The 25,603-nt window shown below is 73.1% G+C and carries 21 protein-coding genes; 13 read left to right on the top strand and 8 right to left on the bottom strand.

From position 1 onward, the window contains the following. Positions 1 to 226: 226 nt before the first annotated feature. Complete coding sequence (locus tag E0F75_RS23110) at positions 227 to 1,306, bottom strand: mechanosensitive ion channel family protein (RefSeq protein WP_194481531.1); 1,080 nt, start codon at positions 1,304 to 1,306, stop codon at positions 227 to 229. Between the two features lie 237 nt (positions 1,307 to 1,543). On the opposite strand from E0F75_RS23110, the gene E0F75_RS23115 reads away from it, so the two are divergent. Further along, entirely contained in the window at positions 1,544 to 2,107 is a 564-nt protein-coding gene (locus E0F75_RS23115) for an HNH endonuclease (RefSeq protein WP_030325842.1), read from the top strand. 80 nt (positions 2,108 to 2,187) lie between these two features. On the opposite strand, the gene E0F75_RS23120 is transcribed toward E0F75_RS23115, so the two are convergent. Continuing rightward, positions 2,188 to 5,439 (bottom strand): beta-N-acetylglucosaminidase domain-containing protein, encoded by a 3,252-nt coding sequence (locus E0F75_RS23120; protein ID WP_229312799.1) that lies wholly within the window; start codon positions 5,437 to 5,439, stop codon positions 2,188 to 2,190. A 238-nt stretch (positions 5,440 to 5,677) separates the two neighbouring features. Between E0F75_RS23120 and E0F75_RS23125 the strand changes: the two genes are divergently transcribed. From E0F75_RS23125 to E0F75_RS23135, 3 genes are read left to right on the top strand one after another with little or no spacing between them, the layout of a single operon-like run. Beyond that, complete coding sequence (locus E0F75_RS23125) at positions 5,678 to 5,875, top strand: hypothetical protein (RefSeq protein ID WP_187624474.1); 198 nt, start codon at positions 5,678 to 5,680, stop codon at positions 5,873 to 5,875. 1 nt (position 5,876) lies between these two features. Continuing rightward, positions 5,877 to 7,997, top strand: coding sequence for a 4-alpha-glucanotransferase (gene malQ, locus E0F75_RS23130; RefSeq protein ID WP_187624475.1), 2,121 nt, complete (start codon positions 5,877 to 5,879; stop codon positions 7,995 to 7,997). 20 nt (positions 7,998 to 8,017) lie between these two features. After that, entirely contained in the window at positions 8,018 to 8,245 is a 228-nt protein-coding gene (locus E0F75_RS23135) for a hypothetical protein (protein ID WP_187624476.1), read from the top strand. 111 nt (positions 8,246 to 8,356) lie between these two features. Here the strand turns inward: E0F75_RS23135 and E0F75_RS23140 are convergent, their stop codons facing one another. After that, positions 8,357 to 8,875, bottom strand: a complete 519-nt coding sequence (locus E0F75_RS23140) for a MarR family winged helix-turn-helix transcriptional regulator (RefSeq protein WP_187624477.1) — start codon at positions 8,873 to 8,875, stop codon at positions 8,357 to 8,359. 134 nt (positions 8,876 to 9,009) lie between these two features. Here E0F75_RS23140 and E0F75_RS23145 point away from each other — a divergent pair, with 134 nt between their 5' ends. The 4 genes from E0F75_RS23145 to alc are packed head-to-tail and all read left to right on the top strand — an operon-like array spanning position 9,010 to position 13,065. Next, positions 9,010 to 9,975 carry an EamA family transporter gene (locus E0F75_RS23145; protein ID WP_187624478.1) on the top strand — a complete coding sequence of 322 codons (966 nt, stop codon included), beginning with the start codon at positions 9,010 to 9,012 and terminating at the stop codon, positions 9,973 to 9,975. A gap of 5 nt (positions 9,976 to 9,980) precedes the next feature. Then, a complete protein-coding gene (locus E0F75_RS23150; protein WP_187624479.1) occupies positions 9,981 to 10,946 on the top strand; it encodes a DMT family transporter in 966 nt (321 codons plus the stop codon). Continuing rightward, positions 10,943 to 11,869 (top strand): LysR family transcriptional regulator, encoded by a 927-nt coding sequence (locus E0F75_RS23155; RefSeq protein WP_187624480.1) that lies wholly within the window; start codon positions 10,943 to 10,945, stop codon positions 11,867 to 11,869. Before E0F75_RS23150 ends, E0F75_RS23155 begins: the two co-directional genes overlap by 4 nt. Before the next feature lie 59 nt (positions 11,870 to 11,928). Then, positions 11,929 to 13,065 (top strand): allantoicase, encoded by a 1,137-nt coding sequence (gene alc / locus E0F75_RS23160; RefSeq protein ID WP_187624481.1) that lies wholly within the window; start codon positions 11,929 to 11,931, stop codon positions 13,063 to 13,065. 182 nt (positions 13,066 to 13,247) lie between these two features. Here the strand turns inward: alc and pepN (E0F75_RS23165) are convergent, their stop codons facing one another. The 3 genes from pepN (E0F75_RS23165) to E0F75_RS23175 all read right to left on the bottom strand — a co-directional run bounded on the left by pepN (E0F75_RS23165) (position 13,248) and on the right by E0F75_RS23175 (position 17,650). Further along, positions 13,248 to 15,824 (bottom strand): aminopeptidase N, encoded by a 2,577-nt coding sequence (gene pepN, locus E0F75_RS23165; protein WP_187624482.1) that lies wholly within the window; start codon positions 15,822 to 15,824, stop codon positions 13,248 to 13,250. Between the two features lie 160 nt (positions 15,825 to 15,984). After that, positions 15,985 to 17,004, bottom strand: coding sequence for an aspartate-semialdehyde dehydrogenase (locus tag E0F75_RS23170; RefSeq protein ID WP_187624483.1), 1,020 nt, complete (start codon positions 17,002 to 17,004; stop codon positions 15,985 to 15,987). Between the two features lie 103 nt (positions 17,005 to 17,107). Continuing rightward, a complete protein-coding gene (locus E0F75_RS23175) occupies positions 17,108 to 17,650 on the bottom strand; it encodes a CGNR zinc finger domain-containing protein (protein ID WP_187624484.1) in 543 nt (180 codons plus the stop codon). Between the two features lie 135 nt (positions 17,651 to 17,785). Here E0F75_RS23175 and E0F75_RS23180 point away from each other — a divergent pair, with 135 nt between their 5' ends. The 5 genes from E0F75_RS23180 to E0F75_RS23200 all read left to right on the top strand — a co-directional run bounded on the left by E0F75_RS23180 (position 17,786) and on the right by E0F75_RS23200 (position 21,709). Continuing rightward, a complete protein-coding gene (locus tag E0F75_RS23180; RefSeq protein ID WP_187624485.1) occupies positions 17,786 to 18,241 on the top strand; it encodes a VOC family protein in 456 nt (151 codons plus the stop codon). 68 nt (positions 18,242 to 18,309) lie between these two features. Then, entirely contained in the window at positions 18,310 to 19,209 is a 900-nt protein-coding gene (locus tag E0F75_RS23185; RefSeq protein ID WP_374115423.1) for a pyridoxamine 5'-phosphate oxidase family protein, read from the top strand. Between the two features lie 145 nt (positions 19,210 to 19,354). Then, positions 19,355 to 19,939: an HPP family protein gene (locus E0F75_RS23190; protein WP_308189598.1), complete on the top strand. Its 585-nt coding sequence runs from the start codon at positions 19,355 to 19,357 to the stop codon at positions 19,937 to 19,939. Between the two features lie 9 nt (positions 19,940 to 19,948). Beyond that, on the top strand, positions 19,949 to 20,416 hold the full coding sequence (locus E0F75_RS23195; RefSeq protein ID WP_187624486.1) for an NUDIX hydrolase: 468 nt from the start codon (positions 19,949 to 19,951) through the stop codon (positions 20,414 to 20,416). 135 nt (positions 20,417 to 20,551) lie between these two features. Next, positions 20,552 to 21,709, top strand: coding sequence for a serine hydrolase (locus E0F75_RS23200; protein WP_187624487.1), 1,158 nt, complete (start codon positions 20,552 to 20,554; stop codon positions 21,707 to 21,709). Between the two features lie 4 nt (positions 21,710 to 21,713). Here E0F75_RS23200 and E0F75_RS23205 read toward each other — a convergent pair whose 3' ends face one another. Beyond that, positions 21,714 to 22,718, bottom strand: a complete 1,005-nt coding sequence (locus E0F75_RS23205; RefSeq protein WP_187624488.1) for a hypothetical protein — start codon at positions 22,716 to 22,718, stop codon at positions 21,714 to 21,716. A gap of 199 nt (positions 22,719 to 22,917) precedes the next feature. Continuing rightward, on the bottom strand, positions 22,918 to 25,482 hold the full coding sequence (pepN, locus tag E0F75_RS23210) for an aminopeptidase N (RefSeq protein WP_187624489.1): 2,565 nt from the start codon (positions 25,480 to 25,482) through the stop codon (positions 22,918 to 22,920). Positions 25,483 to 25,603: the final 121 nt, after the last annotated feature.

The following is a 25,603-nucleotide window of genomic DNA, read 5'->3' on the forward strand; positions in this document are numbered from 1 at the left end:
CCGTCTCCCCGACTTCACTGTTAGGAAAGTTTCCTATTCGGTGGGAGGAAAATAAGGCGGCCGTCATCGGGGCGTCAATACCCGGGCACGCGAGACGCCCCCGAAGGCAACCAAAGCGTTACCTGCGGGGGCGTCGTCCACGCGCGCGTTCGCCGGGCGTTCCCGGTTGTCGCGGTCCGGCTGCTTGTCGAGGTCCGGCCGCTTGTCGAGACTTGTCGAGGTCCCGCTACTTGGTGAGGTCCGCCTTCGGCAGCGGGGTCGCCGCCGCCGACTGCGGCGAGGTCGCCGAGGCGAAGGCCGACGGCGCCGCCATGCCCGCGGTCGGATCCGCGGCCGACTCCTCGGCCTGCGCCGGAAGCCCGCCCACGATCCGGATGCCGGCCTGGTCCAGGCCCTGCTTGATCCGCCAGCGCAGCTCGCGCTCCACGCCCAGCGCCTTCCCCGGCATCGTCTTCGCCGAGACCCGGACGGTCATCGAGTCGAGCAGCACCTCGCTCAGGCCGAGCACCTCCACCGGACCCCAGAGGCGCTCGTTCCACGGCTCCTCCTTGGCCATGGACTCCGCCGCCTCGACGATCACGGACCTCACCTTCTCCAGGTCCTCCGTCGGCCGGACGGTCACGTCCACGCCCGCCGTCGCCCAGCCCTGGCTGAGGTTCCCTATCCGCTTGATCTCGCCGTTGCGCACGTACCAGATCTCGCCGTCCACGCCGCGCAGCTTGGTCACCCGCAGACCGACCTCCACGACCTCGCCGGAGGCCACGCCCGCGTCGACCGAGTCACCCACGCCGTACTGGTCCTCAAGGATCATGAAGACACCCGACAGGAAGTCCGTCACCAGGTTCCGCGCGCCGAAACCGATCGCCACACCGGCCACACCGGCCGAGGCGAGCAGCGGCGCCAGGTCGATCTTGAAGGCGCCCAGGATCATCAGCCCGGCCGTGCCCAGGATCAGGAACGACGCCACCGAACGCAGGACCGAACCGATCGCCTCCGAGCGCTGCCGCCGGCGCTCGGTGTTGACCAGGAGACCGCCCAGGGCCGTCCCCTCCACCGCCTGCGCCGAACGGTTCATCCGCTCGATCAGCTTCGTCAGGGCCCGCCGGACGGCCATCCGCAGAAGCAGCGCGACGATCAGGATGAGCAGGATGCGCAGGCCGGTGTTCAGCCAGGTGGACCAGTTCTCCTCCACCCAGCTCGCCGCGTTCGTGGCCTTCTCCGCCGCCTCGTCGAGGGTCACCGGAATGGGCTCGGGTTCGGTGGCAGCCGCAAGGGCGGACCAAAACACGGGGGGACCTCCAGGCATCGCGTACGCAGACCATCCACAGTAACGGGGCGTCGGACATGGTCCCGTAGCCCTGTTCGAGGGAGAGACGGACCTCACCCGGGCAAAGAGAAGGAGACATGCCGATGTGGTCGAGAACACGCCGGGCCCGTCACCCCGATCCCGGTACGTGGTGGCGTTCCGACCAGGCATGAGGAGAGACTGAGAGCAGTTCGTCCCGGCGCGAGCCACGCGCCGCCGGCGTCATAGGAGGCATCCGTGCCGCATGTCCTGGTCCTCAACGCGTCGTACGAGCCGCTCGGCGTCGTACCGCTCCGCCGCGCACTCGTCCTCGTCCTGGAGAACAAGGCTCTCTGCCTCGAGGAATCCGGCGCCTTCCTGCACAGCGAGACCCAAGTCGTCCCCGCGCCCAGCGTGGTGCGACTGAAGCGCTTCGTGCGGGTCCCCTACCGGGGGCCCGTTCCCTTGACCCGCAGAGCCCTCTTCGCACGTGACGGCGGGCGCTGCATGTACTGCGGGGGCGTCGCGACCAGCGTCGACCACGTCATCCCCCGCAGCCGCGGGGGCACGCACGCCTGGGAGAACGTGGTGGCGGCCTGCCGCCGCTGCAACCACGTCAAGGCCGACCGGCACCTGCGCGAGATCGGCTGGCGGCTGCGCCACCAACCGGCCCCGCCGACCGGCCTGGCCTGGCGGATCATCGGGACCGGACACCGGGACCCCCGCTGGCTGCCGTACCTCCAGCCGTACGGCGCCGAGGATGTGATGGCCCGGATCGACTCCGTCGCCGACGCCCCCGTGAGGGCGCTGACGACGGGTTGAGCCGGGCCTTTCGCGTACGTACGCGAACACCACGCGCGTACGTACGCGAAGGCGGGTTCGGCACGGGAGCGGTGTGCCCCTCAGGGGGCGGGCCGCTCCTCCGGCGTGCCCTCCGGCGTGCCCTCCGGCGCGTCGTCCGGCGCGTCGTCCGGCGCCGTGCCCTCGGCCCCCGTCGGCGGCTCCGCCGGCTTCCCGGCGGGCTGCTCGGGCCGCTCAGGCTGCTTCTGCCCGGCCACCGCATAGGTCTCCACCGACCAGAGCGAATAGCCGTACTGCGTCGCCCGCGCGTCGCCCTGCACCCGCAGGAAGCGCGTGTCCGTCGCGTCCATCCGCACCGACTCACGGCCGCCCCGGCCCTCCGCGACCGTCGCCGCCGTACGCCACACGCGCCCGTCTGCCGAGACCTGGACCCGGTAGCGGGAGGCGTACGCGTCCTGCCAGTGCAGCACCACCTGCCCTATCCGGGCCGGCTCCGGCAGCTCCAGCTGCCACCAGGCGCCGTCCTCAGCAGGCGAGGACCAGCGGGTGGCCGGATCGCCGTCCACCGCCAGGGCGGCCGGGAAGTCCGGCGTCTCGTCGCCCGAGGAGGAGGCCGTCGCCGTCCGCGCCAGGTCAGGGCCCGCCGTACGGGGGAAGGCGCGCACCGTCAGCACCCGCTCCTCGCCCGCGAACGACACCGGCACCCGGTACGTGCCCGCGTGTGCGTCCGGCGCCACCGACACCTCAAGGGGCACCGTCGACCGGGCACCGCGCTCGACCACCGCCTGCTTCGGCAGCGTGACCGTGATCCCCTTCGGGGCCTTCGCCGTCAGCGGCCCCCGCACCTCGCCCGCGCGCAGGCCCGACAGCTCCACGTCCACCCGCTGGGCCGGGCCGCCGATCTCCGCGTCCGTCTCCGTCCGGGCCAGGTCGAGCGCCGCACGCGGCCCGTCCGCGAACCACGGCACCAGCGAGCGCACCGCGGGCGCCGGCCCGTCGCCGCTCCACACCACCCGCAGCGCCTCCGCCCGCAGCCCCTTGAGCTCGGCCTGCGTCCAGCCGGACGCAGACAGCGGGCCGAGCTGCCGCCAGCCCTCGCCCTCGACGTACGCCTCCACGCGCGCGTCGCGCGGCGCCCCGGCACCCGGATCCGTCATCACCGTCAGGGCCTCCACGGGCCGCGCCCGGTCGAGCCGCACGGTGTACGAGCCGGTGGCGCGGTCGGCACGGGCTTTCGGCGTCCGGTCGGCGCCGGTCCAGGCCTTCGCCCGGTCCACCGCGCGCGTGAGGAACGGGTCGAGCACCCCCGCGCCGACCGTCACCCGGCCCGCCGCGAGGTCCTTCCGCAGCGACTCCAGGCTCAACTGCGCCCGCCAGGCCGCCGCCCCGTCACCGGACTCCTGGGCGACCAGCATGTCGACCGCCGTCTCGCCCGCCCGGCCGTACCGGGAGAGCTGATCGAGCCAGGGGCCGGTCTCGTCGTCGAGGGTGCCGCCGGCGCTGCCCGAGAGCCGCCCGGGGGCCTCGCGCATCACGGTGAACGCGGCCCGCAGCTCCCGCGCCGCCTTCTCCCGCCCCGGGTTCGCCCCGGTCCCCGCGCTCGTGCGCGAGGCCCAGAAGGCCGCCAGGAGGGGCTTCAGGTACGCCGATTCGGCGGCCGGGTCGAGCACCGAGGAGGCGCCGTTCCCCGCGAGTGCCCGCAGCGCCTCGCGGGCGGCCGGCTCCGGGCCCGCGAGGTCGTCGACGGCCGCCCGCCAGGACTCCTCCGGCCGGTAGCCGCGCGGGTTCCAGGCGTAGTCGGCGGTGGTGAAGAGCGGGACGCGGGAGGCCGTGGGCTGCTCCATGGCGAGCGCCAGGAAGGCCGCGGAACCGGCGGCCACGGCGGGCTCACGGCCCGTCGCGGGGCCGAGGAACAGCCGGTCCTGCGCGTAGTCGTTGACCGGGTAGTTGTCCATGGTGACCAGCGGATGGCGCAGGGCGCCCCGCGTCCGCGCCAGCTCCCCGCCGGTGATCGAGCGCGGCACGACACCGACGCCGGTCCACGCCACCCGCACGTCCGCGTCGAGCGCCTCGCCGAGCCGGGTGCGGTAGGCGGTCGCGCCGTCCTGGTAGTACTCCGTCGGCATCACCGTCAGCGGCTCGGCGTCCGGATACCGCTCGGCGAGGTGCCGGGCGACCGTGTTCGCCACGCGCGCGTGGGCGGCCGCGGCGGCCTCGGGACCCCGCCCGAAGGTGTCGGCGTCCCGGTCGCAGTGCCACTCGTCGTACGAGGCGTCCTGGAACTGGAGCTGGAAGGAGCGCACCCCGAGCGCCCACATCCCGTCGAGCTTCCGCGTCAGCGCCGCCATGTCACCGCCCGAGGACAGGCACATGGACTGGGCGGGCGCCACGGCCCAGCCGAGCGTCACGTGGTTGGCGCGGGCCCGCTCCGCCAGCGTGCGGAACTCGGCCTGCCGCGCGGCCGGGTAGGGGTCGCGCCACTGCACGCCCCGGTACGGGTCGTCGCCGGGCGCGTACAGATAGCGGTTCTGCTTGGTCCGGCCCAGGAAGTCGATCTGGGCGAGCCGCTGTTCGGCCGTCCAGGGCGTCCCGTAGAAGCCCTCGGTGATCCCGCGCTCGGCCGTGCCCGGCCAGTCGCGCACGACGACCCCGGGGATCTCCCTGCCGCCGCCGATGAGCTGACGCAGCGTCTGCACGGCGTGGAACACTCCGTCGCCGCCGACCCCGTCCAGGACGACCGTGTCCCGGCCTCCGAGGCGGCCCGTGGCGAGCCGGTAGCCACCGCGCGGCAGATCGAGCCGGTCGGGCACCCGCAGGGCGCTCAGCGCGTCCTCGGCGGCCCCGCCGGAGGGGCCCGCGACCCGGAAGAGCGGCCCCCGGCCCGGGAGTCCGGTGTGGACGGTCCGCACCCCGGCGGCCCGCAGCAGCTCGCGCAGGGCGGCGAGGGCGTACGGATCGGCGTCGGCGTCCGCGAGCAGCGTCACCTCGTCCCCGAGGGGTACGGCGGGCCCGGCGGCGGTCAGCGACTGCGGGCGCGGCCAGACGGCGGGCACGCGCGCGGAGGCGGCGTCCGCGGAGCCGGCGGAGGGGGCTGTGGTGGAGGAGGCCTTGGGGGAGGAGGCCGTGGGGGTGACCGGGTCCGCCGGGGCGCCCGGGGCCGTCGGAACGTTCGGCGCCGCGGGGGCGAACGGCGTCGTCGGGGTGAACGGCGCGGCCTTCGGGCGCTCGTTCGGAGCCGCCCCCGGGACCGCCTGCGCCGAGCCCGGCACAGTGCCGCCGAGGAGGCCGCCGATGACGGCGGCGGCGACGGCCGTCGCGGTGCGCCTGCTGCGTCCGAGGTGCCCGAGGTGCACGGGGGTCTCCCTTCGGCCGGGGCCGCCGGCCGCTCGCCGGTTTGGTCACGAGTGGGTCACGAGCCCACCACCCGTCGCACTGAAGTGTCAATGCGCATGGCCGATGTGTCGGCTTTGCCCGGCGAGCCGTCGGCGAGGTGACGTCACTTCGCCACTTTCCGCCGGTAAAACGAGGTGCGCTGGGTAGGGCTCAGTCGTTACCCAGGTCCCACCAGTCGAGACGAATCGGGAGACCCCCGTGACCACGACCGCCCCGCACCTCGGACGGATACGGATTCCGCAGCAGCCGGCCCGGACGGACGAACCGCTGACCAGCGAACCGCCGCTCCCCGACGCCGCGCCCCTCACCAGCGAGCCGCCCCTGACCGTGGCGGCCCCCCTCACCAGCGAACCCACCGCCCCAGGAAGTGCGGGCACGGAGTCCCCCGGAGTGTGAAGTGACCCTGGCCCGTCTCGCCGCCCGTCACGGCGTCGCCACCGCATACAGCCCCTCCGCGGGCGTCACCGTGCCCGTGCCGGACGCCACCGTGGTGGCCGTCCTCGGCGCCCTCGGCGTGGACGCGGCGACGCCGGAAGCGGTCGCCGCCGCCCTCGACGCGGCCGAACGGGCCGACCGGGAGCGCCTGTTGCCCCCGACCCTGGTCCGGTGGCGCGGCGCGGAGCCCGCCCGCCCGCCGGCGGACCTGCCGCCCGGCACCCGGCTCCGGGTCACCACCGAGGACGGCACCGTCGTCACCGGCCAGGACTGGGAGCACCTTCCCCCCGGCGTCCACGCGGTCGAGGCGCAGGCCCCCGACGGGCGCGCCGCCACCGCCACCCTGATCGTCGCCCCCGCGCGCGTGCCCGCCCCCGAGCGGCGCGCGTACGGGCTGCTGGTCCAGCTCTACTCTCTGCTCTCCACCCGCTCCTGGGGCATGGGCGACCTCGGCGACCTGCGCGAACTCGCCACCTGGGCCGGCCGCACGCACGGCGCCGGCTTCGTCCAGGTCAACCCGCTCCACGCGGGCGTGCCCGGGGCGCCGAGCGACCCCTCCCCGTACCGCCCGTCCTCGCGCCGCTTCCCCGACCCGGTCCATCTGCGGATCGAGGAGATCCCCGAGTACGCCCTGGTCGGCCCCGAGCGCCGCGAGGAGCTCGACCTGATCCTCGCCGACGCCGCCGACCTGCGTGAACGGGTCCTCGGCAAGGGCGCGGTGATCGACCGGGACGCCGTGTGGGAGGTCAAGCGGCGCGCCCTCGAACTCGTCGTCGGCGGCGTGGAACTCGGCCCCGGCAGACGCGCCGACTTCCACGACTTCCTCGCCGCGCGCGGCCGCGCCCTGGAGGACCACGCCACCTACCAGGCCCTCGCCGAGCGGCACGGCCACCACTGGCGGAGCTGGCCCGAGGAGCTGCGTTCCCCGCGCGCGGCGGAGGCCGTCGTCCGGGACGACCCCGCCCTCGCCGCCCGGGTCGACTTCCACTGCCGGCTCGCCTGGCTGACGGACCGGCAGCTCGCCGACGCCGCCGCGGCCGCCCGCGAGGCCGGGATGGAGGTCGGGATCGTCCACGACCTGGCGGTCGGCGTCCACCCTGAGGGCTCCGACGCCTGGGCCCAGCAGGACGCCTTCGCGGCCGGCATGTCGGTCGGCGCCCCGCCCGACGCCTTCAACTCCCGCGGCCAGGACTGGGGCCTGCCGCCCTGGCGGCCCGACGCCCTGGCCGCCGCCGGCTACGCCCCGTACCGCGGACTCCTGCGCGAACTCCTGCGCCACGCGGGCGCGCTGCGCATCGACCATGTGATGGGCCTGTTCCGGCTCTGGTGGGTGCCGGAGGGCCGCGAGCCCACCGAGGGCACCTACGTCCGGTACGACGCCGGGGCGATGCTCGCCGTCCTCGTCCTGGAGGCCCACCGCGCCGGCGCCCTCGTCATCGGCGAGGACCTCGGCACGGTCGAGTCCGGCGTACGGGAGGAGCTGGCCGCGCGCGGGGTGTTCGGTACCTCCGTGCTCTGGTTCGAGCGGGACTGGGCGGCCTCCGGCCGTCCGCTGGCCCCGGCCGAGTGGCGCGCGGAGTGCGTGGCCACCGCCACGACCCACGACCTGCCCCCGACCGCCGCCCGGCTCTCCGGCGACCATGTCGCCCTGCGGCACCGCCTCGGCCTGCTCCCCGGAGACCTGGCGCGCGAGCGGGCGGCGGACGCGGCCGAGACGGCCGAGTGGCTGGGCCTGTTCCAGCGGCTCGGTCTGCTCCCGGAGGGCCCGGGAGCCGAGGAGGCCGAGATCACGGCCGTCCACCGGTTCCTGCTCGACACCCCGGCCCGGATGGTGGGCGTCTGGCTGCCGGACGCGGTGGGCGACCGCAGGCCGCAGAACCTGCCCGGCACCTGGGACGAGTACCCCAACTGGCGGCTGCCGCTCGCGGACGCGGACGGACAGCCGATGACCCTGGAGCGCCTCGCCGCCTCGCCCCGGGCGCACGCCCTGCTGCGCGAACTCCACGCGCGTACGGCGGTCCCGGAGGCACGTACCACCCCGTCCGACGCCCGTACGGCACCCCCGGGCGCGCGGTCCGATTAGGTGTTCGCTACGTTTGCACCGTGGACAAGAAGAACGCACTGCGCGCCGGCTCGCTCGCGGCCGGTACGACGCTGATGATGCTGCTCATGTCGTCCCCCGCGCTCGCGCTCACTCGCGACGACGGCGACGACCCGGCCCCCAAGCTGGAGGTCATCGAGACCCTCGGCCTGTTCGTGGCCGCACCGCTGGTGCTGTTCCTGGTGATCGTCGGTCTCGTGATGCTGCTCGACAAGTCCAAGAAGGCCTGACCGCCTCCTCCTCCGCTCCGCCGAGGGCGCCGCACGGTACGACGTACCGTGCGGCGCCCTCGCGTGCGTGGAACCGCGTGCGGATCCGTGCGCGGAAACCCCTTCCGGCCCCTATGCCGTGGTCGCCAGCAGCTTGCGCAGCAGTCCGGCCAGCTGCGCCGCCTCCTCCTCGCTGAGCGCGCCCTCCAGGGCCGCCCGCTGCTGCGCGAGGCCGGCCGCGACGGACTCGTCCACCAGCTCCCGGCCGCGCTCGGTGAGCGTGACCCGCAGTCCGCGCCGGTCGTGCGGATCGGGGCTGCGGGTGACGAGCCCCGCCTTCTCCAGCTTGTCCAGCCGGCCGGTCATCCCGCCGGTGGTGATCATCAGCGTCGCCGTCAGCTCGCGGGGCGAGAGCGTGTACGGCTCCCCTGAGCGGCGCAGCGTCGCGAGCACGTCGAACTCCCCGAGCGCCAGCCCGTAGGGCGCGTACGCCTTGTCCACCTTGCCGCGCATGGCGTTCGAGAGCCGGTAGATCCGCCCGAAGACGGCCATCGGCACGGTGTCCAGGTCGGGGCGGACCGCCGCCCACTGGTCGGTGATGGCGTCGACGGCGTCGTGGGCGGGGCCGGGGCCGGGGGTCTTCGTGTCCATGCGAGCAGTCTCCTCTTCCGTGTGACTCGATGGCAAGAAAGCCACTTGCAAGTAAGTAGCTTAGTGGTAAGTTAATTACCGCCAAGCCAGTCCGGCTCACCCGGACCGGCATCCGCAGCAAGGGGGAGACCGTCATGTCCCGCAAGGCAGCCGTCGTCGCACTGACCGCCCTGGCCCCGATCTCCTGGGGCTCGACCTACTTCGTCACCACGGAGTTCCTGCCGCCCGACCGGCCGCTCTTCACCGGCCTGATGCGCGCCCTGCCCGCCGGACTCCTGCTCCTGGCGCTCACCCGCAAGCTCCCGCAGGGCGCCTGGTGGTGGAAGTCCGCCGTCCTCGGAGCCCTCAACATCGGCGCGTTCTTCCCGCTGCTCTTCCTCGCCGCCTACCGGCTCCCCGGCGGCGTCGCCGCCGTCGTCGGCTCGGTCGGCCCGCTCTTCGTCGTCGGCCTCGCCGCCCTCTTCCTCGGCGAGAAGCCCACGGTGAGGACCCTGCTCACCGCCATCGCCGCCGCCTTCGGCGTCAGCCTCGTGGTCCTCAAGGCCGGGGCGGCGTTCGACACCGTCGGCGTGCTCGCCGGACTGCTCTCCTCCCTGTCGATGTCGGCGGGCGTGGTCTTCACCAAGCGCTGGGGCCGCCCCGAGGGCGTCGGCGCCCTCGCGCTCACCGGCTGGCAGCTCACCGCGGGCGGCCTGATCATCCTGCCGATCGCCTTCCTGATCGAGGGTGCCCCGCCGGCCCTGACCGGCACCAACCTGGCCGGGTACGCCTACCTCGCCTTCGGCAACACCGCGATCTCGTACTTCCTCTGGTTCCGCGGCATCGAGCGGCTCAGCGCCTCCTCCGTCACTCTCCTCGGCCCGCTCTCGCCCATCACCGCCGCGATCATCGGCTGGGTGGCGCTCGGCCAGGCCCTCGGCGCGGTGCAGCTGCTCGGCATGACGATCGCCTTCGGTGCGACCCTGGCGGGCCAGCTGAGCCCCCGTAAGGCGAAGGAGGTCGGACCGATCGGCGAGGCGGACGCCGAATCGTTCAGCTCCACTGAAGGGAATGGTCAGGAAGTTTCGATGGACCTGGAAGGTTCGGCGGTGCGACGGTAGGCCCCATGAGCCTGATCACCGCACGTCACCCGACCCCCGTCAGCACCCGGAAGCCGGCGCCCGCCCGAGGCGCCGGCTTCGGTGTGCTCCTCGCCCTGCTCGCCACCGTCGTCTGGTCCGGCAGCTTCGTCGCGGCCCGCGCCCTGCACGACACCGTCCCACCCGTCCAGGCCGCCTTCTGGCGCTGGATCGTGGCGATCCTGGTCGTCACCCCCTTCGCCGCCCGCGCCACCTGGCGGCAGCGGCACCTGATCCGCCGTCACCTGGGCTTCGTCGTCCTCGCCTCGCTGCTCGGCATCACCGTCTACAACACCCTCGTCAACCAGGCCGGACTCACCACCTCCGCCGGCAACATGGGCATGATCATGGCCGCCTCGCCGGTGGTCATGGCGCTGTACGAGCGGTTCGGCGGCGCCCGGCTCGGCGCCCGGCGCGTCACGGGCATGGCCATCGCCTGCGTCGGCGTGCTGCTCCTGGTCGGCAAGGGAGCCCTGCCGTCCCGGCTCGGCGCCGGCGACCTGTGGATGTTCGCCGCGGCGCTCGGCTTCGCCTCATACAGCGCCCTGCTCAAGCGCCGACCGGAAGGACTCGGCGGGGTCGTCTTCCTCTACGCGACCTTCCTCTTCGGCGCCCTGATGCTGCTCCCGGTGTACGTGGCCGACCTCGCGGTCCACGGCGGCTTCGAGCCCACCGTCGGCACCGTCGGTCCGCTCGTCTACGTCGGCGTGCTCTCCTCCGCCGTCGCCTTCTTCGCCTGGAACAAGGCCGTCTCCCTCATCGGCGCGGCCCGCGCGGGCGTCATCTACCACCTCCAGCCCGTCTGCGTCGCCCTCCTCTCGTACGCCCTGCTCGGCGAGCGGCTCGACGCCCTCGGTGCGGCCTGCATGGCGCTCATCCTCGGCGGAGTGGCCCTGAGCTCGGCGACCGGCGCGCGCGGGGCCGCACGGGTCCGGATAGGTTGCGCCCCATGACCGAGTGGGACATCAAGAAGCTCCAGATCCTCCGCACCCTCCGTGACCGCGGCACCGTCACCGCGACCGCGGAGGCGCTGCTCATGACCCCCTCGGCCGTGTCGCAGCAGCTCACCAACCTCGCCAGACAGCTCGGCGTACCCGTCCTCGAGGCCCAGGGCCGCCGCGTCCGGCTCACCGACGCCGCCCATCTCGTACTGCGGCACGCGGAGGTGGTCTTCGCCCAGCTGGAGCGCGCCGACGCCGAACTCGACGGCTATCTGCGGGGCGAGGCCGGAGAGGTGCGGGTGGCGGCGTTCTCGACGGCCGTGCCCGCGCTCGTCGTGCCCGCCGTACGGCAGTTGCGGAGCGCGCACCCCGGGCTCGACGTCCGGATCCGGGAGGCCGAGGCGGCGGAGGCGTACGAGCTGCTCTCGGCCGGCGAGGTCGACCTGGCACTCTCGCTGGCCGCCCACGCGCCCTCCGCGCGCGACCCCAAGTTCAGCCGGGTCCCGCTGCTCGCCGACCCCCTCGACGTGGCCCTGCCCGCCGGGCATCCGCACGCCGACGCGCCCGGCCTGCGGCTCGCCGATCTCGCCGCCGAGCCCTGGATCTTCGGCGGCTCGGGTCCCTGGTCGGAGATCACCACCGCCGCCTGCGAGGCCGCCGGCTTCGTGCCCGAGCAGGCCCACAGCGCCTCCGGCTGGACCGCGATCCTCGCGATGGTCGAGGCCGGGATGGGCATCGCCCTGGTGCCCCGGATGGCCTCCGCGGAACGCCGGGGCGGCGCAGGGATCGTGATGCGCGTCCTCGCCGCGGACCAGCCGCGCCGCCATGTCGTCGCGGCGGTACGACGCGGGGCGGAGGAAGGCCCGGCGGTGGCACGGGTGCTGGGAGCCCTCCGGCAGGCGGCGGCCCAACGGGAGACCGTTCAGCAGAGCTGAAGATGTCCATCGAAAACATTCGATGGACCCACCAGGTCTCCGAGGCGCACAGTCGACGCATGACCTTCGAGACGAGCCAGGACCAGGACCCGCACGCCAACGACGCCGCCCCGTACTCCGGCGGCGACCCGTACGCCGACTACCGGACCGGTGACTTCCCCTTCACCGAGCTGGTCGACCTCGCCGACCGCCGTCTCGGCGCCGGCGTCGTCGCCGCGAACGACGAGTTCTTCGCCGAGCGGGAGAACCTCCTCGTCCGTGAGCGGGCCGTCTTCGACCCGGAGCACTTCGGCCACAAGGGCAAGATCATGGACGGCTGGGAGACCCGCCGCCGCCGTGGCGCCGACGCCGAGAACGTCTTCCCCGCCCCCGAGGACCACGACTGGGCGATCGTCCGGCTCGGCGCCCCCGGTGTGATCCGCGGGATCATCGTCGACACCGCCCACTTCCGCGGCAACTACCCGCAGCGCGTGAGCATCCAGGCCACCTCGGTGGAGGGCTCTCCGAGCCCCGCGGAGCTCCTGGACGCCAAGTGGGAGGAGCTCGTCCCGCCGACCCCCGTCCGGGGCCATGCCGAGAACGGCTTCACCCTCACCGCCGAGCGCCGCTGGACCCACCTCCGGGTCTGCCAGCACCCCGACGGCGGCATCGCCCGCCTCCGCGTCCACGGCGAGGTCGTGCCCGACCCCGAATGGCTGGAGCTGCTCGGCACCCTCGACCTGATCTCCGTACTCAACGGCGGTTCGTACGAGGACGCCTCGGACAGGTTCTACTCCTCGCCGACCCAGATCATCCTGCCCGGCACCTCCCGCAAGATGGACGACGGCTGGGAGAACCGGCGCCGCCGGGTGCGCGGCACCAACGACTGGGTGCGCTTCCGGCTCGCCGCGCAGGGCGCCGTCCGCGCCGTCGAGATCGACACCGCCTACCTCAAGGGCAACTCGGCCGGCTGGATCGCGCTCCAGGGATGCAACGGCGATCCCTCGGGAGGCGCAGAGTGGTTCGAGATCATCCCCCGCACCAAGCTCCAGCCCGACACCCTCCACCGCTTCAAGCTCCCCGCCCAGGCCGTCGTCACCCACGTCCGCCTCGACGCCTTCCCCGACGGCGGCGTCGCCCGGATGCGCCTGCACGGGGCGCTGACGGAGCAGGGCGCGGCCGATCTGCGCGCCCGGTTCACGGCGCTCGGCGGCTGATCACGGCCGCGAGCCGCACACTTCCGCCCGGCGGCGCGGCAGCGCGCCGACGCCCGCCCGCCGGGCGGACCTCACGGCGCCGGGCGGACCTCACGGCGCCGGGCTGAGCCATCGGGTCGTCGACACGCCGAAGGGGCCCCGGACCGACATGGTCCGGGGCCCCTTCTTCCCTACGGGGTGCGTTACTTCGCCGCCGCCGCGTCCGCCGCCCGCGCCCGGAGCGCACGCTCGATGCCCGCGCGGCTCTCCGTCACCAGGCGCCGCAGCGCCGGGGCCGGGTCGTGCTCGGCGATCCAGGCGTCCGTCGCGTCCAGGGTCTCCTGCGAGACCTGGAAGCTCGGGTAGAGACCGACCACGATCTGCTGGACGATCTCGTGGCTGCGGGTCTCCGAGACGCCCTTGATCGCGGCGAAGTACTTCGCCGTGTACGGGGCGAGCAGCTCGCGCTGGTCGGCCTGCACGAAGCCGCCGATGACGGCCTCCTGCACGGCGTTCGCCAGCTTGTCGTCCTCGACGACCGACGCCCAGGCCTCCGCCTTCGCCGCCTCCGTCGGACGGGCCGCGCGCGCGGTGGCCGCGTGGCGCTCGCCCGCCGCCGTGCGGTCGCGCTCCAGCTCGGCGGCGATCTCCGCCTCGTCGAAGCGGCCGGTGGCCGCGAGCCGCTGGACGAACGCCCAGCGCAGCTCGGTGTCGACGGCCAGGCCGTCGATCACCTGGGAGCCGTCGAGCAGCCCGGCGAGCAGGTCGAGCTCCGCGTCGGTACGCGCGGTCGCCGCGAAGGCCCGCGCCCACGCCAGCTGGTGGTCGCTGCCACCCCCGGCGGCACGCAGCTGCTCCTGGGCGAAGGCGCCCCAGCGGGCCAGGCCGGTGGCCCGCCACTCCGGCGCCGCGTACATCTCCAGGGCCGCCTTGACCTGGCCCTGGAGCGACTGGACCACGCCGATGTCGGACTCCTTGGCGACACCGGAGAGGACGAGCTCCAGGTAGTCGCGGGTGGCCAGCTCGCCGTCGCGGGTCATGTCCCAGGCCGAGGCCCAGCACAGGGCGCGCGGCAGCGACTCGGCGAAGTCGCCGAGGTGCGCGGTGACGTTCTGCAGGGACACCTCGTCGAGGCGGACCTTGGCGTACGACAGGTCGTCGTCGTTGAGGAGGACGACCGCCGGGCGGGCCTTGCCCACGAGCTGCGGGACGGCGGTCAGCTCGGCGGCCTCGATGTCGAGTTCGAGGCGCTCGGTGCGGACCAGCTTGCCGGCCGCGTCGAGGTCGTAGAAGCCGATCGCGATCCGGTGCGGGCGCAGGACGGCCTCGCCCTTGGCGCCGGCGGGAAGCGCGGGCGCCTCCTGCTTGACGGCGAAGGAGGTGATCGAGCCGTTCTCGTCGGTCTCGATCTCCGGGCGGAGGATGTTGATGCCGGCCGTCTCCAGCCATGCCTTCGACCAGGTCTTCAGGTCGCGGCCGGAGGTCTCCTCCAGCGCGCCGAGGAGGTCGGAGAGGCGGGTGTTGCCGAAGGCGTGGGCCTGGAAGTAGGCCTGGACGCCCTTGAAGAACTCGTCCTGGCCGACATAGGCGACGAGCTGCTTCAGGACCGAGGCGCCCTTGGCGTACGTGATCCCGTCGAAGTTGACGAGCACGTCCTCCAGGTCGTTGATCTCGGCCATGATCGGGTGCGTGGACGGCAGCTGGTCCTGGCGGTAGGCCCAGGTCTTCTCCGCGTTGGCGAAGGTCGTCCAGGCGTTGGGCCAGCGGGTGCCCGCCACCGAGGCCTGGCAGGCGACGGAGGTGTAGGTGGCGAACGACTCGTTCAGCCAGAGGTCGTTCCACCACTCCATCGTCACGAGGTCGCCGAACCACATGTGGGCGAGCTCGTGCAGGATGGTCTCGGCGCGCCGCTCGTACGCCGCGTCCGTCACCTTCGAGCGGAAGACGTACTGGTCGCGGATGGTGACCGCGCCCGCGTTCTCCATCGCGCCCGCGTTGAACTCCGGCACGAAGAGCTGGTCGTACTTCGCGAACGGGTAGTCGTACGCGAACTTCTCCTGGAACCAGTCGAAGCCCTGGCGCGTGACGTCGAAGATGTGGTCCGCGTCGAGGAACTCGGCGAGCGACGGACGGCAGTAGATGCCGAGCGGGACGCTCTGCCCGTCCTTCTCGTACGAGGAGTGCACCGAGTGGTACGGGCCGACGATCAGCGCGGTGATGTACGTGGAGATCCGCGGCGTCGGCTCGAAGACCCAGATGTCGTCCTTGGGCTCCGGGGTCGGCGAGTTCGAGATGACCTTCCAGCCCGTCGGTGCCTTCACGGTGAACTGGAAGGTCGCCTTGAGGTCGGGCTGCTCGAACGAGGCGAAGACGCGACGCGCGTCCGGGACCTCGAACTGCGTGTACAGATAGGCCTGGTCGTCGACCGGGTCGACGAAGCGGTGCAGACCCTCGCCGGTGTTGGTGTACGCGCAGTCGGCGACGACCTTCAGCTCGTTGCGGCCCGCGGCCAGGTGGGCCAGCGCGATCCGCGAGTCGCGGAAGACGGCGGCGACGTCCAGCGCGTGGCCGTTCAGCACGACCTCGTGGACGGCGGGGGCGACGAGGTCGATGAAGGTCGAGGCACCGGCCTCGGCGGAATCGAAGCGGACGGTGGTGACGGACCGGTAGGTGCCGCCCTCCTGCGCACCGGAGAGGTCGAGTTCGACCTCGTACGCGTCCACGGTGAGCAGCGCTGCCCGCTGCTGCGCCTCTTCACGGGTCAGGTTTGTGCCAGGCACCCGGTCAACTCCTCGGTTTTGTGATGTTTGGCCCATCCTTCCACGGGGCGTGTCGGCAGCGCACGAGACATTTCCCAGGGCGAACACGGGAGCCTTCCGGGGCGAACGCGCGAGGGCGGCCACCCGTCTCCGGATGGCCGCCCTCGTACCGTTCCGGGCGTCAGGCGCCCTTGAGCTCGGCCGCGACCAGCTCCGCGATCTGCACGGCGTTCAGCGCCGCGCCCTTGCGCAGGTTGTCGTTGGAGAGGAAGAGCGCGAGGCCGTTCTCGACGGTCTCGTCCACCCGGATGCGGCCCACGTACGAGGCGTCCTTGCCGGCCGCCTGGAGCGGGGTCGGGATCTCGGAGAGCTCGACGCCCTCGGCGTCCTTGAGCAGCTCGTAGGCGCGCTCGACGCTGATCGGGCGGTCGAAGCGGACGTTCACCTGGAGGGAGTGGCCGGAGAAGACCGGGACGCGCACGCAGGTGCCGGAGACCTTGAGGCCGGGGATCTCCAGGATCTTGCGGGACTCGTTGCGGAGCTTCTGCTCCTCGTCGGTCTCGAAGGAGCCGTCGTCGACGATCGAGCCGGCCAGCGGGACCACGTTGAACGCGATCGGGCGCTTGTAGACGGCGGGCTCGGGGAACTCGACGGCCTCGCCGTCGAACGCCAGCTGGTCGGCGGTCTCGGCCACGGCACACGCCTGGGTGCGCAGCTCGGCGACACCGGCCACGCCCGAGCCGGAGACGGCCTGGTAGGTGGTGGCGATCAGCGCGGTGAGGCCGGCCTCCTGGTGGAGCGGCTTGAGGACCGGCATCGCGGCCATCGTGGTGCAGTTCGGGTTGGCGATGATGCCCTTGGGGCGGTCCTTGATCGCGTGCGCGTTGACCTCGGAGACCACCAGCGGGACCTCGGGGTCGCCGCGCCAGGCGGAGGAGTTGTCGATCACGACGGCGCCCTGGGAGGCGACCTTCTCGGCGAGGGCGCGGGAGGTGGCGCCGCCGGCGGAGAAGAGGACGATGTCCAGGCCGGTGTAGTCGGCGGTGGAGGCGTCCTCGACCGTGACGCCGTCCACGACGGTGCCGGCGGAGCGGGCGGAGGCGAAGAGCCGCAGCTCGTCGAGGGGGAAGCTCCGCTCGGCCAGGATGCTGCGCATGACTGTGCCGACCTGACCGGTGGCTCCGACGATTCCGACCTTCACGAGGACTCCTCCGTACGTATGTGCAGGTTGCTGCCGGTCCATGATGCGTATGTCCCGGGTCGCCTTGTCCAATCCATTGTCCAAGGGACGGGACGAAAGAGGGTCAGCTCTCCTTCGTGCGGGCGTAGTGGCGGGAGGCCTTGGCGCGGTTGCCGCAGACGGCCATCGAGCACCAGCGGCGGGTGCCGTTCCGCGAGGTGTCGAAGAAGTGCAGGATGCACGCCTCGTGGGCGCAGGCCCGGATCCGGTCGGGGGCGGTGCGCAGCAGGTCGAGGTAGTCGCGGGCGGCGGTCCAGCCGGGGCCCCAGGCGGGGTCCGCGAACTCGGGCCGCTCGCCGGGGCCCTCGGCGGTGAGCGTGGCCCGGATGCGGCCGTGGCCGAGGACGAAGTCGACGCGGGCGGTGGCGGCGGGGTCGCCGGGGCGGTCGACGAGCGCGGCGAGCGCGTCCCGGGCGGTGAGGGTGTGGCGCAGGGTGGTGGCGTCGGCGGTGAACCGCTCGTCGAGCCCGTTGGCGGCGAGCCAGACGGTGAGCCCCTCGACCCCGGCGAGCAGGTCCTGCCGGACGCCCTCCTCGTTCCAGCGGGTGTTGAGCAGATCAAGGGCGACGGGCTCGCCGACGAGCGGCCGTGGGTCGATCGCGGTCATGACGGAGCCCTCCTCGATGAACTAACCCCTCAAGAGTACGTGAGCGGTTGACGCTCTTGGTGTCTAACCCCTAAAGTCGAATTAAGAGGTTAGCCCGGGAGGAGGGCCGGCCGCATCAGATCGGATGGATCCGCCATGACCGCGATCGGCACGCTCACCACCCACCACGTCGGCCTCAACGTCACCGACCTGGACCGCTCGCTCACCTTCTACGGAGAGGTCCTCGGCTTCGAGACGCTCGGCGAGGGCAAGGAGGGGGACAGCCGCTTCGCCTTCCTCGGCCGGGAGGGCCGCCTGGTCCTCACCCTCTGGCAGCAGGCCGACGAGGCCTACGCGCCGGGCCGGGCGGGTCTCCACCACCTCGCCTTCGAGGCCGAGTCCCTCGACCACGTCCGCGCCGCCGAGGCCGCGCTGCTCGCCCGCGGCACGACCTTCGCGTACGAGGGCGTGGTGGCCCACCGCGAGGGCGCGGCCTCGGGCGGCATCTTCTTCCACGACCCGGACGGCACCCGCCTGGAAATCTCGATCCCGAAGGGCGCGGAGGACGCGGAAGCCCCCAGCGAAACGGCCCCGACCTGCGGCTTCTTCTAACCGAGAACGCGCCTCCCGCGCCAGGGACCAGAACCGCACCCCGAGCAACCCGCACTCCGGAGGACCCCGTGCACGCCCGTGACCACGTGACCGCCTACAACCAAGGCTCGATCAACGTCCAGGCCCGAGTAGGAGTCCAGGACCTGGCCGCCCACATCGCCCCCTCCATAAGCCCCGGCATCCGCCCCATCGCCGCCGCCTTCCTGGAAGCCCAGCCGATGCTGATGATCGGCGCGGCGGACCAGGGCGGCCGCGTCTGGGCGAGCCTCCTCACCGGCGCGCCCGGCTTCACCCGCGCCACCGGCCCGCACACCGTCTCCGTCGCCGGCGGCATCCCCGCGTACGACCCGCTCGCCGACGCGATCACCCCCGACGGCACACCCGTCGGCACCCTCGCCCTCGACCCCCGCACCCGCCGCCGCATGCGCCTCAACGGCACCGCCCGCCCCAGCGCGCGCGGCTTCACGATCGAGGCCGAGCAGGTGTTCTCCAACTGCCCGAAGTACCTCCAGAAGAGAGAGTGGTACGGCTCCGATCCCACCCGCCCCGGGACCGGCACCGTCCAGTACGGCGAGGAGCTCACCCCCGCCCAGGTGCGCCACGTCCGGGCGGCGGACACCTTCTTCGTGGCCAGCGTCGCGTCCGACGGGGTCGACACCAGTCATCGCGGGGGCAACCCCGGCTTCGTCCGGGTCGACGCGCCCCGGGAGCTCAGCTGGCGCGACTATCCGGGCAACGCGATGTTCCTGACCCTGGGGAACCTGGAGTCGGACGGCCGCGCGGGGCTGCTCTTCCTCGACTGGGAGACGGGGGCGACCCTGCAGTTCAGCGGCCTCGCCCACACCGAGTACGGTCCCGAGGGACGGGTCACCCGCTTCCGTGTCGAGCGCACGGCCGAGACCCCGGCCGGCAGCCCGCTGCGCTGGTCGCCGCCGGAGTACTCCCCGGCCAACCCGACCGCGGCCTGACGACGACCCACCACCGCCACGCGCCGCGCCCACCGCGCCGCCGCGGCCCCCGCCGCTCACCCGCCCCCGTACGCCCACGCCCCCGTACGCCCACCCCCCCCGTACACCCACGCCCACCCGCCGACCCCACCCCGAGGACCGCTCCGTGACCACCACCCCGGCCCCCGACACCACCCTGCCCACCGCGACCGCGACCGCCACCGAAACCGCCCCCTCCACGGCTCCGGCGGCCGTCGCGGTCCCCGTCGCGCCCCGCCGCCCCGGCCCCCCGCGTCCACGGCCCCGGGTCCTCCTCCTCTCCACCGCCGGGAGCGTCGCCGCGCTGCTCCTCCTGGTCGCCGTCGGGACCGTGCTCGACCAGCCCCTGCTCATCCCGCCGCTCGCCGCGAGCATGGCCCTGGTCGCCGGCGCACCCGATCTGCCGCTGTCCCAGCCGCGCTCGGTCGTCGGCGGCCAGCTGCTCTCCGCCCTCACCGGCTTCGCCGTCCTGACCGTGGCCGGGCCCGGCCTCTGGGGCGCCGCCGTCGCGGGCGGTCTCGCCCTGGGCGTGATGACGATGGCCCGCACCCCGCACTCGCCCGCCGCCGCCACCGCCGTGATCGTCGCCGTCACGTCGCCTCCCTTCTGGTTGTTTCTCGGCCTTCTCGCGCTCGCCTGCCTCCTCCTCGTCGCCGTCGGTCTCGGAGCCGCCCGCGTCACCGGCCGGACATACCCCGTGTACTGGTTCTAACCTCGGCTCATGAAGAAGGAGTTGAGGGTGGCGGCCTACGCCGTGTGCGTACGGGACGGGCAGATGCTCCTGGCCCGCTGGGTGGCGGGCGACGGCACCAAGCGGTGGACGCTGCCGGGCGGCGGCATGGACCACGGCGAGGAGCCCGTGGACACCGTGGTCCGCGAGGTGGAGGAGGAGACGGGTTATCTCACCGAGCCCACCGCCCTCCTCGGCATCGACTCCATCCGTCGCGGCCGGCTGCGCCGCCTCGGTGGACCCGGCGACTTCCAGGGCCTGGGGATCATCTACGAGGCCCGTATCACCGGCGGTGCGCTGCGCAACGAGACCGACGGTTCCACCGACCTCGCCGCCTGGCATCCGCTCGAAGCCGTCCCCGAACTGGCCCGCGTCGGCCTCGTCGACATCGGCCTCGACCTGTGGCGCGAGCGGCCCCCGGTCGGCCGCTCGCGGCTCGCCGATCCGTCGATCACCTGAGGATCGACCGTACGGCTGAGGATCGGCTGAAAACCGCTCAACCGGTGCAACCCCGCTCAACCGTCCCGCAGGCCCCCGCGGTCCTCCCCGCCGACCGCGGTACACGCACCGCAGCAGAATCTCAGGGGAGCCCGCATGTCAGCCGTACGCACGACCCGCACCGTCCTCGCCGCCGTCCTGGTCGCCGGACTCACCGCCACGGCACTCGCCACCCCGGCCCTGGCGGCGGCCGCGCCGACGGCCTCAGTGCAGGCGGGCGACCACGCCGCCACCCAGGCGGCGCTCCAGGCCGCGGTCGACGCCGGTGTGCCCGGGGTCGTGGCCCAGGCGCGGGACGGCCGGGGCAACTGGACCGGCACCGCCGGCGAGCGGCGTGGGAACGACCGTTTCCGCGTCGGTTCCATCACCAAGACCTTCGTCGCCACCGTCCTCCTCCAGCTCCAGGCGGAGGGCCGGCTCGACCTCGACGACCCGGTCGAGAAGTGGCTGCCCGGCGTCGTCCGGGGCAACGGCCACGACGGCCGCAGGATCACCGTCCGTCAGCTGCTCAACCACACCAGCGGCGTCTACAGCGTCACCTCCGACCCCGGCTTCCAGGAGAAGGTCTTCGGCCCCGGCTTCCTGGAGCACCGCTACGACCGCTGGACCCCGCGTCAGCTCGTCGACATCGCCATGACCCACGCGCCGGACTTCACCCCCGGCACCGGCTGGAACTACTCCAACACCAACTACGTCCTCGCCGGGATGGTCATCGAGAAGGTCACCGGACGCCCCTACGGCAAGGCGGTCGAGAACCGCATCGTCAAGCCGCTCAAGCTCCGCGCCACGAGCGTCCCCGGCACCGATGTGAGGATGCCGAAGCCGAGCTCCCCCGCCTGGTCCACGCTCTCCGCCGACCCGGACGCGCAGGTCCACGACGTCAGCGAGCTGAGCCCCACCATCGCCTACGCGGCCGGCGAGATGATCTCCGACTCCAACGACCTCCAGACCTTCTACCGCGCCCTGCTCAAGGGCCGGCTGCTCCCGAAGGCCGAGATGAAGGAGATGACCGCCACCGTCCCGGTGTCCCCCGAACTCCCCGGCGTGGGGTACGGACTCGGGCTCATGAAGCAGAAGCTGAGCTGCGGCAAGGAGATCTGGGGTCACGGCGGTGGCATCCACGGTTCCTCCTCCGAGGCCCAGGCCACCCGCGACGGGGGGCACTCCCTCGCCATGAACTTCAACGCCGACTGGACGGGTGACGGCAGCAGCGTCCTGGAGGCCGAGTTCTGCGGCGTCACGCCGAAGGGCTGACCCCTCACCGCGGCAGGACGACGACATACGCGGCGGGCTGCCGGTCGGGCGCGGCCATCAGGGCCGTACGCACCACGGTGGCCTGCTGGTCCATCGCCTCGCGCAGCTTGCGCGGGGTGAGGTGGACGACCGTGATGCCGAGCCGCTCCAGATGTTCCCGCTTGCGGGTGTACTCGGACCACAGCGCGTCCTCGTCCTGCCGCGGCGCCCGGGTGTCCAGCTCGACGGCGACGGCCTGGTCGGGCCAGTAGGCGTCCACCCCGCCCAGGTGCGGGCCGCCCGGCAGCCGCAGGTCCACGTTCCACAGCGGGTCCGGCAGGGCGAACTCCCGCACCATCTCGTACAGCCGCTCCTCGGAGAGCGAGCGCCCCTCGGCGAGCAGCGCGTCCACCGCGTCCACCACGTGCGGCCGGGTGAGGAGCCGGGCGCGGTTCAACTCGCGTACCACCGAGCCCGGTTCGCAGTGCCCGCCGCGCACCGCCTCGGTGAGCAGCCGGCGTACGGTCTCCGCGTCCGAGAGCCCGGACACCGCGTCGGCGACGGCGCGGGCGACCGGGGCGACGGGCACCCCCGTCAGCTCCACCGGCTCCGGGGACTCGGGGGCGCGCACCACCCGCACCCAGCCGGTGGAGCGCAGCCGCCGGGTGCGGGGGACCAGGACGTCGATCCGGTCCAGGGCGGTGAGCGGGGGAGCGGAGGAGAAGCGGTGCAGGGTCAGCGCGGCGAGCCCGGTGATCATCGCGTCGGGACCCTGCGGGGGTACGGCCCCGGTCCTGCGGGCGTAGAGGAGCGCGGCGTGGAGCCGGTCCTCGCTGGTGGGCGGCCCCGGCCGGAGCAGGAAGACGCCGGGGAGGAGCTGCTGCCAGTCGCCCGGCCGGCAGTGTGCGGCGACCTCGCCGGCGGCAATGCCCTGGGCCCTCAACTGGTCGGCGGACGCCAGGCGTTGTTCCCGGCCGGTGTGGGGGGAGAGGGGGAGGGGGCGGGGAGTGATGGGGGTGTTGTGGTTCATGCCGGGGGTCTTCCGCTCCCGAAGGCTGCCCTAACCCCTGTTACACGCTCGTCGACAATTAGGGACAACCCCGCCCTAAAGTACGCGCGTTCGAGTGCCGATGAGGGACGCGCCCCGGCCCGCCCCGGCGCGGGCCCGGAAAGCCCGGAGGGGGCCGCGGACCGAAGTCCGCGACCCCCACCGCCGTCGACCGAGGACGTCAGCCGGCCAGGCGTCCGTCACGGTCCTGCGCCCGCAGCGCCCGCGCCAGGTCGTCCCGCGACTCCAGGACCAGCCGGCGAAGGGCCGGGGCGGCCGTCTCGTGCGCCGACAGCCAGGCGTCCGTCGCGGCCAGCGTCGCCTCGTCGTCCTGGAGCGCCGGGAACAGGCCCCGGACGACGTCCATGCCGATCTGGATCGACCGCTCGGCCCACAGCCGCTCGATCACCGCGAAGTACTTCTCCGCGTAGGGGGCGATCAGTTCGCGCTGCGAGGGCTGGACGAAGCCCGCGATCGTCGCCTCGACGAGAGCGTTCGACAGGGTGTCCGACTCGACGACCTGCGCCCAGGCCTGCGCCTTGACGGCCGCCGAGGGCCGCGAGGCCAGCAGGCGGACCTGGTGGCGCTTGCCCGTCGCCGTGTCGTCCCGGGTCAGCTCCTCGCCGATCCGCCTCTCGTCCGCGCGGCCGTGCGCGGCGAGCGGCGAGAGCAGCGACCAGCGCAGCTCCTGGTCGACGTCGAGCCCGTCGATCTTCGCCGTGCCGTCGAGCAGCCCTTCGAGGAGCTGGAACCCGGCGTCGGACGAGGCCGTCGCGGCGAAGAACCGCGCCCAGGTCAGCTGGTGCTCGCTGCCCGGCTCGGCCACCCGCAGCTCGCGCAGGGCGCCCTCGGCGAGCAGCCGCCCGCCCTCCTCGCGCCACGCGGGTGCCGCGTAGTGGGTGACCGCGGACTTGCCCCAGGCGTGCACCATCTGGAGGACGCCGATGTCGGTCTCGCGGCCCGCGAAGGCGAGGACGACGGAGACGAAGTCCCGGGCGGGCATCAGGGCGTCGCGGGTCAGGTTCCACAGCGCCGACCAGCACAGGGCGCGGGCCAGCGGGTCGGTGATGTCGCCGAGGTGCGCGCGCAGGGTGGCGAGCGAGTCCTCGTCGAAGCGGACCTTGCAGTAGGTGAGGTCGTCGTCGTTGACGAGGACCAGGTCGGGCTTCTCCTCGCCCGCCAGGTCGGCGACGACGGTCCGGGCCCCGGTGATGTCGGCCTCGGCGCGCGCGTACCGGACGAGCTCTCCGCCGGAGAGCCGGTAGAGGCCGACGGCGGCGCGGTGGGGGCGCAGCTCGTCGCCCTCCTGGAGGACCGCGAGCTCGGTGATCCGGCCCTCGGCGTCGTAGGTGACGGCCGGCGTCAGGGTGTTCACGCCGGAGGTCTGGAGCCAGGACTTCGCCCAGGCCTTCATGTCGCGGCCCGAGGTCTCCTCCAGGATGGTGAGGAGGTCGGCGAGCCGCGTGTTCCCGTACGCGTGGCGCTTGAAGTAGCGGCGCGCGCCCTCCAGGAACGCGTCCCGGCCGGCGTAGGCGACGAGCTGCTTGAGCACCGACGCGCCCTTGGCGTACGTGATGCCGTCGAAGTTGAGCTTGGCGTCCTCCAGGTCACGGATGTCGGCCGTGATCGGGTGCGTGGACGGCAGCTGGTCGGCGCGGTACGCCCAGGCCTTGCGGTTGTTGGCGAAGGTCACCCAGCTGTTGGTGAAGCGGGTCGCCTCGGCGAGCGAGAAGGAGCCCATGAAGTCCGCGAAGGACTCCTTCAGCCACAGGTCGTCCCACCACACCATGGTGACGAGGTCGCCGAACCACATGTGCGCCATCTCGTGCAGGATGACGTTCGCCCGGCGCTCGTACGCCGCCTGCGTCACCTTGCCCCGGTAGATGTACTCCTCGCGGAAGGTCACCATGCCCGGGTTCTCCATCGCGCCGAGGTTGTACTCGGGGACGAAGGCCTGGTCGTACTTCCCGAAGGGGTACGGGTAGTCGAAGTTGTCGTGGAAGAAGTCGAAGCCCTGCTTGGTGATCAGGAAGACGTCGTCCGCGTCGAAGTGCTTGGCGAGCCCCTTGCGGCACATCGCGCCGAGCGGGATCTCCAGCTCGGTCCCGTCGGCCAGCGTCCGCGTGTAGCTGTCCGTGACGTAGTGGTACGGCCCCGCCACGACACAGGTGATGTACGTGGAGATCGGCGCCGTCTCGGCGAACCGCCACACGCCCTCGGCGTCCTGCTCGCCCACGCCGTTCGACCAGACCGTCCAGCCCTCGGGCGCGGTCACCGCGAAGCGGTACGGGGCCTTGAGGTCGGGCTGCTCGAAGTTCGCGTACACCCGGCGGGCGTCGGCCGGCTCGTACTGCGTGTAGAGGTAGACCTCGCCGTCCTCCGGGTCGACGAAGCGGTGCATGCCCTCGCCGGTCCGGCTGTAGGCGCACTGCGCGTCCACCACGAGGACGTTCTCGTCGGCGAGCCCGTCGAGCACGATCCGGGAGCCGTCGAAGACGACCGCCGGGTCGAGGGAGCGCCCGTTGAGGGTGACCGCGGTCACGGACGGGGCGATCAGATCCACGAACGTGCTCGTGCCCTCGCCGGTGCGGCGGAAGCGGATCGTCGTCTCCGAGCGGAAGGTGCGCACGGCCTCGGCCGAGTCGCCGACCGCCGAGCGCAGGTCGAGGACGACCTCGTACCCGTCGACGGACAGCAGCGCCGCCCGCTCGTGGGCCTCGTCGCGGGACAGATTCTCACCGGGCACGGTCACTCCTTCGTGGCACGTTCGAAACAGCACCGATCTTCCCATGTGCAGCTGTCACCCGGGACACGGGAATGCCGTCGCGCGTCCGGGGGTTCCCTCCTTTCGGCGCACCACCGTCTTC

This window comes from Streptomyces sp. CB02980 (assembly GCF_014451325.2).
In the GTDB taxonomy this organism is placed as follows: domain Bacteria; phylum Actinomycetota; class Actinomycetes; order Streptomycetales; family Streptomycetaceae; genus Streptomyces.